The organism is uncultured Nostoc sp. (assembly GCF_937863485.1).
Taxonomy (GTDB): domain Bacteria; phylum Cyanobacteriota; class Cyanobacteriia; order Cyanobacteriales; family Nostocaceae; genus Nostoc.
This window is the reverse complement of the sequence record NZ_CALMFY010000091.1, coordinates 1-9,762: the sequence shown is the minus strand read 5'-3', so window position 1 is coordinate 9,762 and position 9,762 is coordinate 1. Positions and strand designations below refer to the sequence as shown.

The following is a 9,762-nucleotide window of genomic DNA, read 5'->3' as shown; positions in this document are numbered from 1 at the left end:
CCCTAACCCTCCCCTTGTCAAGGGGAGGGAACTAAATTTCCTGTTTCCCCCCTTGACAAGGGGGAATTAAGGGGGGTAAAACGCCTGTGCATCATGCATTTGAACTTAAGTTGACACCAAAGCCTTCCCGTAGGGTATGCAACGCAGTGGAGCAAAGCAATCACAAAGACTCAGAGATTGCTACATTCCGCTTCTCTACAAGACGCTACTGCTAAGGCTCCCGCAATGACAATTGGGCATTTTTATTACTTGGATTACTCTAACGCTAACGCCAGTCGCTACAACGGGGGGAACCGCCAAGGGCGCGCTGGCTTACCAACTCACATCAACCACTAACATTAGTTTTGCTCAAGTTTGGAATTGCGCTTCATCAATCCAAGCAGAGGTTCTCCTCGTTGTGCCCGTTGTCGATTAAAAGTCAGGGGCAGATCCATAAAAATTGTATAGTTTTCGCTGATTGCAAAATCATGCATCAACACTCCTATTGGCAAGTCAATTGGCTCAGTCCCTAACAACTTGCCTCCGCTGGTAGTTCACCTATTACTTGCAAGGTGTCAGTGGTAATTTCTTCATGGATTGGTGCAAAGTTACCATCAAGATAAGGATTGATTGCTGTTATTACCATTTGTTTTCCTGATGAAAGCGCCTAATTCTCTAGCTTGGTGTTTGCTTTTTATTGTAGACATCACAAATTTCTATTTTTATAAGAATAATTCAAATTGATTCAACGATATATCTAATGGAGACTCCTATATAACAAATGGAGTCCCCTAATTATCAAATGGAGTCGCCGATATAGCAAATGGAATCGCCGATATAGCAAATGGAGTCGCCGAAGTAGCAAATGAGGTCGCCGAAATAACAAATGCGTACGCCGATATAGCAAATGCGATCGCCGATATAGCAAATGGAGTCGCCGATATAGCAAATGCGATCGCCGAAGTAGCAAATGCGATCACCGAAATAACAAATGCGTACGCCGAAATAACAAATGCGTACGCCGAAATAACAAATGCGTAGGCGTAGCCAGCCGTAGGCATCGCTTCTCGAAATTCTCTAAATTGTGCTTACTCAAGCAATCCTCTTAGCTTTTAGAGGAATCTCAATCACAAACTTTGTGCCTTGCCCCAGTGTGGAATCACACCAAAGATTACCGTCATGCTTCTGGGTTACAATTTGATAGCTCATAAACAAACCCAAACCAGTGCCTTTGCCAACGGGCTTAGTGGTGAAGAAAGGATCAAATAGTTTAGAGCAAATCTCTTTTGGAATGCCTATTCCATTGTCAGAAATCATAATCATCACTTGATTTGTATCGATTTGACGAGTCTGAATCCAGATATTATTGGGGTTAGCTGAAATGTCTTGGAACGAACGTCCCTGATTAGATTCTTCTAATGCATCTATAGCATTGCCTAAAAGATTCATAAACACTTGATTAAGGGAGCCAGCATCACATTCAATCAGTGGTAACTGACTATACTCTTTAATAACCTGGATCTGGGGGCGATCGGCTGTCGATTGCAATCGATGTTGTAAAATCACCAAGGTACTATCAATCCCTTGATGAATGTCTACCGCTTTCCATTCTGCTTCATCCAAACGCGAGAAGTTCCGCAGCGATAACACAATAGTAGAGATCCGCTCTGTACCAATTTTCATGGACTCAAGAATCTTGGTAACATCTTCCCGTAAAAAGTCCAGTTCAAGTTCATCCAATTCTGCGTGCAGCGCAAGAGGTGGATTTGGATAGTGCTGTTGGTAAGCTTGCAATGCTCTCAGCAGACCTTGGATATGCTCAGAAAGATAAATTAAGTTGCCATTAATGAAATTAACCGGGTTATTGATTTCATGGGCAACCCCTGCCACCATCTGTCCCAATGCAGACATTTTTTCACTGTGAAGCATCTGTAATTGAGTCTGTTTAAGCGTTTGTAGAGTTTGCTTCAGAGTCGTATTCTTTTCATTCAATTCTTCAGTTCTCTGCTGAACTCGAACTTCCAGAGTTTCATTGGTTTTGGCTAATTCGGCAAAAGCTAAACGCAACTTGGTTTCTGCTTGTGTTCGTTCTGCGATCGTCGCTGTTAGCACAAGAATGGTGAGTGTAATCACGCCGATAAACGATTGCAGTTGGATCAAAGATTGGTCGAGATCCTTAGTCACAAAACTACCTTTGCCATTGACAGTTGCGATCACAGCGATCGCAGCCACAATAAAAGTTAACAGCATTGTACTCGGTTGCCCCAGTCGAAAAACAGACCAGATCAACATCGGAATCAACATATACTCCAGGTGATATCCCTCACCAAAAGCAACTTTGCTGATGAGAATGACCAACCCCATCAAAATAAGTGGCTCTACTAGGATTAACCAGAATTTTAAAGGGCGTGAGTTTGCTCTTGAGTGGCGAATATGAGAGAGATTTTCAGAATCCTTTGAGGTTGAACTGAGGGATAACCATTGCCAGATTGGATGTCGCTTTTTTTGAATTAATTCCCCCCAACTAAGCAGAATCGGGGTGACGATAAAAATTCCCGAAACATTAGAAATCCACCAGGTTAACCAAACTGTCCCATACGCTGTCCAGGGAACTTTACCACTCAACGCCAAGCAAGCCACTCCAACAGTTGCATTGATGCTCGGCCCCACCATGCCGGTTAAGAGCAAAAATCTGAACACGTCGGTGACACGTTCTAAGGGATAGCGAAGGTTGGTAGTTTTCCGCAGCAGGAAGGCACCCAACATAGTCCCCAGGGTTGTTCCGATCGCAATTAAAAGAACTGGCAGCGTTGAAATCACCAGGGACAATAAACTTGTTGGATCTCGGAACGCCCAAAAGTTGGCGAGAAATGAACCCAGCAAAACACCGTACCCGATCCAGTTACCAAACAACAGAACAGCCCCAGCAGCAACTCCATCCGGGGGCCAAACTGGAGTCACATTGTTCGGTGTGGAGGCAAGATGACGTGAAATTTCAGCCATTTCATAGTAGGCGATCGCTAAAACAACGATGCCTCCGATTTGCCTTAGCCCGTGAGGGAATATAGGGGATTTTTGTTGAATCATATCATCTGTTTAATGGCTGTTTGATATCAACGTTGCTAGTCTTTACATAGAATGCCCTTTTCCCTTAAGGTCGGAACATAAGGGACTTCCAAATAAAATAATCAATCGTTTTGGTAAGCAGGGGAAGAAGAAATCGGATAGTCGTATTGGATTACAGGAATTGAGTAATTTAATTTTTGGAAGTCCCTAAAGTAGCCATGAAAGTAGAAGACAAAAAGTATTAAAACAAGCGCTTCATCAAGCTGGTATTCAAAAAAAGGTGGGTTGTCAGCCCCTTTGGGGAAGTCAAAAGTCAAAAGTCAAAAGTCAAAAGTAATACATTTCGCCACAGTTTCGCTACCAATTTACTGCAAAATAGCTATGACATCCACACAATACAGGAATTACTCAGACATAAATATGTGAAAACTAGGATGATTTATACCCTGGCTCTTAACCGTAGTGGAAAAGCTGTCCCCAGTCTCCTAGATTAGAGATAATATTTCTATCATCAGTAATTCTCAAAAGTCATGACTCAAGCCATACCCAAGCTAGTAACCTTTGAGGAATTTGTCGATTGGCTACCCGAAAATTCAAGTGTACGCTACGAACTGCATAACAGAAATATTGTTGAAAAGGTGCAACCAGTAGGAGAACACGAAGAAGTTAAAGGATTTCTAGGTATCAAAATTTCTGTTGAAATCCAACGTCTAGGATTGTCCTACTTCATGCCTAATCAAGTTATAGTTAGACCTCCTGAAAAAGATTCTGGTTACATCCCAGATGTGTTAGTGCTAAACCGTGCAAATCTGGTAAACGAAAAATTATGGAAAAAAGAATCTATCGTTAGTTTAGGTGCATCAATACCTTTGGCAATTGAGGTTGTATCAACCAACTGGCGAGACGATTACTATTTAAAATATGCTGAGTATGTTCGCGTAGCGTCTCGAAGAGAAGAGATGGGTATCCTGGAATACTGGATTGTCGATTATGCTGCCTTGGGTGGACGTAATTTTATCGGTAACCCCAAACAACCGACAATCACCGTTTCTAACTTAGTTGATGGGGAATATCAGATAAGTAAGTATCGAGATAGCGATGCCTGCGGCGGTAAACTACGCATTATCTCCCAAACTTTTCCCGAATTGAATCTCACCCCAAACCAGATTTTTCAAGCTGCTGTGGTGTAGCGTTTATCTTTTGCCAATTCTGGAGTCCGCCCCTTCAAGCCAATCATTAACTTCAGCATAAACACCTTTAATATAGGTACTCGCTGCAAAAACCATAAACCCAGGCGACGAACTACCACCACAGGTAAGAAATTATTAGAAAACATCCGATCTAACAAATCGGTCAAACCTAAAATCGTCAAATTTTCCAGCTGGCGCCAGCGTTCATAACCTTTAAGAATCTGAATATCGCCAATATCTTTACCCGCTTGGTGCGCTGCTTGGATTACTTGCGCCAAAGCCGCTGCATCCCTAATCCCCAGATTTAAACCTTGTCCGCCGACAGGATGGCAATTGTGCGCCGCATCACCAATTAATGCTAGTCGGGGGAGAACATAGCGATCGCTTTGCATGAGTTGTACCTGAAATACAAAGCGATCGCCTAGTAATTCCAATTTCCCCATCTGATTGCCATAGCGACGGGTGAGTTCTACCAAAAATTGCTGATCATCTAAAGCACATAAAGCTTTTGCTTCTTCGTGGGGGGCTGTCCAGACAATGCGGCAACGGTTCCCCGGTAAAGGTAAAATCGCAAAGGGCCCGCTAGACCAAAATCTTTCGTAAGCGGTGTTGTTGTGCGGTTTTTCTGGTTTAACAAATGCAACTATGCAAGACTGCCAATATTTCCAGCCCAGAGTTTTGATCCCAGCAGCTTGACGAATCGGCGATCGCGCCCCATCTGCTGCTATGAGTAATTTGCTCTTGACTGTCTGTAGCTGATCAGCAACTTTAATATCTATCACTACTATGTCCTTCTGGTATTGCGTATTTACCACTTCAGCCGGACACAGATAAGTTACATTTGGACAATTTTGGACAAACTCCTGCAAAGGCTGCAACAGCGCTTGGTGTTCCGCCACGTAACCCAACTCTGGTGTGCCTATATCATCTGTAACAAATTCCACCACATTGGCACAATCGGCATCAGAAAGACGAACTCGGCAATATTTGGCTATTTGAGGCAACATTTTGTCCCAAATTCCAATTCCTTGATAAATTAGCGCCGAAAGCATATGAACTGCATAGGCTTGTCCCTTAGCTACCGCCGCTGATGCCACTTTCGCCTCAATCAGCAAGACACTCAAGCCAGAATCTTTTAAAGCAGAGGCTAGAGTTAACCCAATAATTCCACCGCCGACAATTACCAAATCATATTCATATCCCCGCTCATTTGGCGGTGTTAGTTGAGGGGAAATTTGCTTAAGCTGCGTTAAGGTCATTGTTAAGTTAGGTTACAGCGTCTTAACTCTTATTTTGACGCGATCGCGCCTTGATCAGCAAGTTAATAAAAAAAACCCGCTGATTGGTAGGGATTCCAGCGGGGTTAAATAATACAATTATTTTTTCAGAGAAACCAACACTAAACTTTATTACAGAGTTACTAGAAACTTTTACAATTAATAGTAACTATTTATAAGTTTTATGAGCTAGGTTTTTACGATGATGCCTGTGATGTCTAACCTTGTGATAACCTTTAGCAGATTTTACGCTAGTATGATGGATAACTTTAGCTTGAGCTTGAGATGCAAAAGCGGTTACGGGTGCTGCAAAGATTAGAGCCAAAAGTAAAACTTTAGCGAACTTATTCACTTGAAAATCCTCATCAGGTAATCAACAATCCAACTATCCAATAGGCATATGTCATAAGTTTGTGATTGATATGAATCTTTCATGTCTATTTTTACATCCGTAAAATTTGGGACTTACGGGGAATTCTTGGCAAGAAAATACTCACAGCTATAATACTTGCTGGCATTTAAAACTTAGATGTAATATTTTTTACCTCCTCTAAAAAATTGCTATTTGGTGAAGACACCTGTGTTAATTTTGATTAATAAATACTGAGAGCTATCAATTCTTCTGATATGTCAAAGTTAGCTGTGACATTTTGCACGTCATCCAAGCCTTCTAGAGTATCAATTAACTTAAAAAGCGATCGCGCCTGATCCGGATCAGTAACTTCTACACTATTACTGGGAATCCAGCGCAATTCGGCATCAGTCACCTGAAAGCGTTGATCTTTGAGTATCTGGCTAAGGGTTTCTAAATTTGCAATGTCAGTAAATACTTCCGCCATCTCATCTTCAGTCATCTCATAAGACTCAGCACCGCCTTCAAGAGACGCTTCTAAAAGCTGTTCTTCGTCAACCACACCCTGTACCACACAAACGCCCTTTTGGTCAAACATCCAGCTAACGCAACCTGTTTCACCAAGATTGCCACCATTTTTACTAAAAGCTACACGCAAGTCAGCAGCAGTGCGATTGCGATTATCTGTGAGGGCTTCGATTAAAATCGCTACACCACCAGGGCCATAACCTTCGTAGCGAATCGCTTCAAAGGTAGCATTATCCCCGCCAAAAGTGCCTGCACCTTTAGCGATCGCTCGTTCAATATTATCATTGGGGATACTTGCAGCCTTTGCCTTGTCAATCGCTGTGCGAAGTTGAAAATTCAGCGCCGGATCTGGTACGCCACTTCTAGCAGCAACGATAATCGCCCTGGATAACTGAGTAAAGGTTTTTCCCTTTTTTGCATCTACTAGCGCTTTTTGGCGCTTAATATTTGCCCATTTACTGTGTCCTGCCATAATCTGAAATTATCAAAACTCTATTCAAGATTAGGATATAAACGCTTGCAAAAAGCATAAGTTTAGATAATTGTGCAACTATAGCAATCCTAAATGAGTTGTGAAAATGAACGAACCGCTAACGCGCAGCGTCTCCAAGAGTTGCCGCCAAGAGCGCCAAAAAAAGAAAAAGAAGTTTTCACATATGATTTAGGACTGCTATAGATAAGGAAACGAACTGCAAGAAATGGTATTAGATCAAGTTAAATATGGGCGATCGCCTCCGATATTTCCTGGTTACAATCGGATTTATGACAGTTGAGGTCAGGCGATTGAATCTGTATTATTGGGTAAAAGTTTGCCAGCAGATTCACTCAAAGCAACCCAGCAACGCTTAGATTTGATTTTCAAGTGATTAAGGCGCGTAATTTACCACCGTAGGCATCGCATTCTGTTTAAATCACAAAAGGTTCAAGTCCGCGGTTATACCACTGATCTCTAATACGTTCAGTAATCAACGGTCTGATGATAAACTTGGGTGGACTACCATCCAGAACATCAATCCGCACACATGAGTAAGGCAGGCGGTTCTGGTAATTGTAGTCGTGACGACCCACAAAAAGCATTGAATCAGCAACTTTCCGAGTAGGTTTACCTGCAATTTCGGTAAAAGTCTCCATCAATTCAGTCCCCTTTCGCCGTTGATAGCGAGGACGATGACCACTACCACCAGAGATAATACAGTTAATGTGGGAGTCAGCAAATCCGGTATCAGTTGTGCAAAGATGCTCCAAACAGTGAGCGTGACCATTTAAAATTAAATCCACTATAGGACGTTCTTTAATTAAAGAACCAAGAGTTTGTGCCACTTGTTCAAATACCCAGCGCAAGCGGTGGCGAACCGCCAAGGTTTGTGCCTGATCCCACTTGGTAGCTTCTGTGACATAGGGCGGATGGTGGAAAAAGATTACACGTCCGCGCACCTCGGAGGTGTTCCAAGATTCAACTAGTCTGCTTCGCAACCATTCAAGTTGTTCAAAGTCGATCACAGGCATTTCATCAGATGCCAATTGTTTTTCAATATCGATTTTTATCTCGTTTATTTGGTCTAGTTTGGCGCTAAGTTCATCGAGTTGTTCTGCTTCGGTGGGTTTATCTGGGTTGAGGCGATCGCATATATCCAAAATCTGCAATTCTTCTTGATCTATTTCCTGGCGACGCTTTTGTAATTGGCGGCGGTAAATTTCTCCCTCTTGAGTTGCAGGTAAGGGTGATGGTGTATTAAAGGTGTTGGAATCCAGTGCGAAAAAGTCTATACCGCCGTAACGAAAGGTGTAATAGCGATTGGGTAAACGGGTAAAATTTCCAGGTTCGTAACGCAAACAGCGCCCTGTGTCGGTCTTAGCAGTATAGTGTTGATCTAAATGACGTTCTAACTCTTGTGGGGAAGCGATCGCCTGGGTATAGTCCATAAATGCTCGCGCATAGGCATTACCTTGATATGATCCATGCCAGCCAATCTCGATATCTTTGTACCGAAACAGGCGACGTAATGAAGATGTTGTTCCAGTAAATAAACGATACATCAACGGCACATCGTAATAATCATGATTACCGAGTACTGGCAAAAACGGCAGATTAAACACCATGCGGTCATAGGGAATGCTTTTCGGGTTGTCGCCACCGACAAGAAATTCCCGGTAAGGCTCAATAAAGTTTGTTGAATAATACTCTTGGGAACCCACCACATAGATTACATCGCCTGTGTGCAAAACAAAACTGCAATCATCCCGGTGAGTCAGCATCAGTTCGGCAACTTTTCGTTGGGGGTGGTGTTGAGAATGGGATTTTGTGCCGGAATCACCGATAACCATAAAGGAAAATTCTGGACTATCCTGCCTGCGATCGTCAATAACCATGCTGGTTTGGTCAATTCCCCGTTGCACAAAACTTGGATGCATCCACCGCACCCGTTCCTTCATTTTTTGAATTTTTATAGGAATCGGTGGATCGGAAATCAATTTCATGGCTGATAACTCTTGAATGCCTAATGCACATACCGATTGTAACGAAATAATAAGGGTTTTAATTGGGAACTGGGGAATCCCTGGCTGTTTAATCAGTATTTAAGAGCATGAGACTCAAGTACAGTGGGAAGTTCCTGATGTTGATTGACCAAAGCATCCATCATTTATCCTCATTTTTTAGTTTGTCATTTGTCAAATGTGAAGGTATGCAAAGATGACTATTTCCGCATGGACATTTAAATAATATATTTACTGTGTAGTTATTGCGAGATTATTCAGATGTTATCTATTTTCAAGCTAGACACCTACACAGAATAGCCTACAAAAAGGGTACAAAAATCTCTTTACCGTCAACAGTCAACTGTTAACCATTTTCTCTTCTAGTAGGACTTAGGCGCTGGCAAAAACCAAACATGAAGGATGGGTTTTAGGCATTCAAGCTGAATTTTTTGAGCCTTGTTTAATGATTTCTAGTGAATAAGGATGATTAATTTAGCCTGAAATGACCGATTATCCTGAATACACACGCTGATGAATTTGTACAATGCTTAAGACTTAGATGTTTGAGATAGTTAGATTCAGTGCTACGTACAAACCTTGGAATAAGGTGAATCTTCGAGAAATTTGCTGTTCCTCAAAGGTGACGGATAAAGTATGCCGAAAACATCAAATTTCGGTGAGTTTTTGTGCCTGAAAACAGCACTTACAGCAGGTTGAGAACTGAAGTTATTGAAAAAATCGATTTAGGTAGGTAAAAATTATGGCAAATATCATTGGAACCAACGGTAATGATACCTTAGTGGGTGGTGGTGACTCGGACACGATTAACGGTACTCCTGCTGGTAAACCATATCACCAAGTTGCTTACTATATTAGTAGTCTAGTTCGTTCA

At 42.1% G+C, this 9,762-nt stretch carries 6 protein-coding genes and 3 pseudogenes; 4 read left to right on the top strand and 5 right to left on the bottom strand.

All coding sequences use genetic code 11. The features are described 5' to 3' along the window. Positions 1-377 precede the first annotated feature (377 nt). Positions 378-530 (bottom strand): annotated as a pseudogene (locus Q0541_RS12105) (carotenoid oxygenase family protein); the annotation flags it as partial. Positions 531-1,071: 541 nt separating this feature from the next. Continuing rightward, positions 1,072-3,066 carry an MASE1 domain-containing protein gene (locus Q0541_RS12100; protein WP_298910332.1) on the bottom strand — a complete coding sequence of 665 codons (1,995 nt, stop codon included), beginning with the start codon at positions 3,064-3,066 and terminating at the stop codon, positions 1,072-1,074. A 314-nt stretch (positions 3,067-3,380) separates the two neighbouring features. Between Q0541_RS12100 and Q0541_RS12095 the strand changes: the two are divergent. After that, positions 3,381-3,491: pseudogene (locus Q0541_RS12095) on the top strand (tyrosine-type recombinase/integrase); the annotation flags it as partial. An 84-nt stretch (positions 3,492-3,575) separates the two neighbouring features. After that, positions 3,576-4,235: a Uma2 family endonuclease gene (locus tag Q0541_RS12090; protein ID WP_298910329.1), complete on the top strand. Its 660-nt coding sequence runs from the start codon at positions 3,576-3,578 to the stop codon at positions 4,233-4,235. On the opposite strand, the gene Q0541_RS12085 is transcribed toward Q0541_RS12090, so the two are convergent. Both Q0541_RS12085 and Q0541_RS12080 read right to left on the bottom strand, forming a co-directional pair. Further along, the gene (locus Q0541_RS12085; RefSeq protein WP_298910325.1) at positions 4,217-5,494 is read right to left on the bottom strand and encodes an FAD-dependent hydroxylase; all 1,278 of its coding nucleotides are present in this window, start codon (positions 5,492-5,494) and stop codon (positions 4,217-4,219) included. The two genes, Q0541_RS12090 and Q0541_RS12085, sit on opposite strands and share 19 nt — an antisense overlap. Before the next feature lie 611 nt (positions 5,495-6,105). After that, entirely contained in the window at positions 6,106-6,864 is a 759-nt protein-coding gene (locus Q0541_RS12080; RefSeq protein WP_298910322.1) for a YebC/PmpR family DNA-binding transcriptional regulator, read from the bottom strand. A gap of 223 nt (positions 6,865-7,087) precedes the next feature. On the opposite strand from Q0541_RS12080, the pseudogene Q0541_RS12075 reads away from it, so the two are divergent. Beyond that, positions 7,088-7,258 (top strand): annotated as a pseudogene (locus Q0541_RS12075) (ABC transporter substrate-binding protein); the annotation flags it as partial. 40 nt (positions 7,259-7,298) lie between these two features. Here Q0541_RS12075 and Q0541_RS12070 read toward each other — a convergent pair. Next, positions 7,299-8,870, bottom strand: coding sequence for a metallophosphoesterase (locus tag Q0541_RS12070; protein ID WP_298910319.1), 1,572 nt, complete (start codon positions 8,868-8,870; stop codon positions 7,299-7,301). Between the two features lie 760 nt (positions 8,871-9,630). On the opposite strand from Q0541_RS12070, the gene Q0541_RS34420 reads away from it, so the two are divergent. Then, positions 9,631-9,762, top strand: a 132-nt coding sequence (locus tag Q0541_RS34420; RefSeq protein ID WP_366941860.1) for a hypothetical protein, incomplete at its 3' end; no start/stop codon positions are given.

Excerpts from the sequence above, each read along its gene's own strand:
- Q0541_RS12100 (WP_298910332.1), bottom strand. The coding sequence starts at position 3,066 with ATGATTCAACAAAAATCCCCTATATTCCCTCACGGGCTAAGGCAAATC.
- Q0541_RS12090 (WP_298910329.1), top strand. The coding sequence starts at position 3,576 with ATGACTCAAGCCATACCCAAGCTAGTAACCTTTGAGGAATTTGTCGAT.
- Q0541_RS12085 (WP_298910325.1), bottom strand. The coding sequence starts at position 5,494 with ATGACCTTAACGCAGCTTAAGCAAATTTCCCCTCAACTAACACCGCCA.
- Q0541_RS12080 (WP_298910322.1), bottom strand. The coding sequence starts at position 6,864 with ATGGCAGGACACAGTAAATGGGCAAATATTAAGCGCCAAAAAGCGCTA.
- Q0541_RS12070 (WP_298910319.1), bottom strand. The coding sequence starts at position 8,870 with ATGAAATTGATTTCCGATCCACCGATTCCTATAAAAATTCAAAAAATG.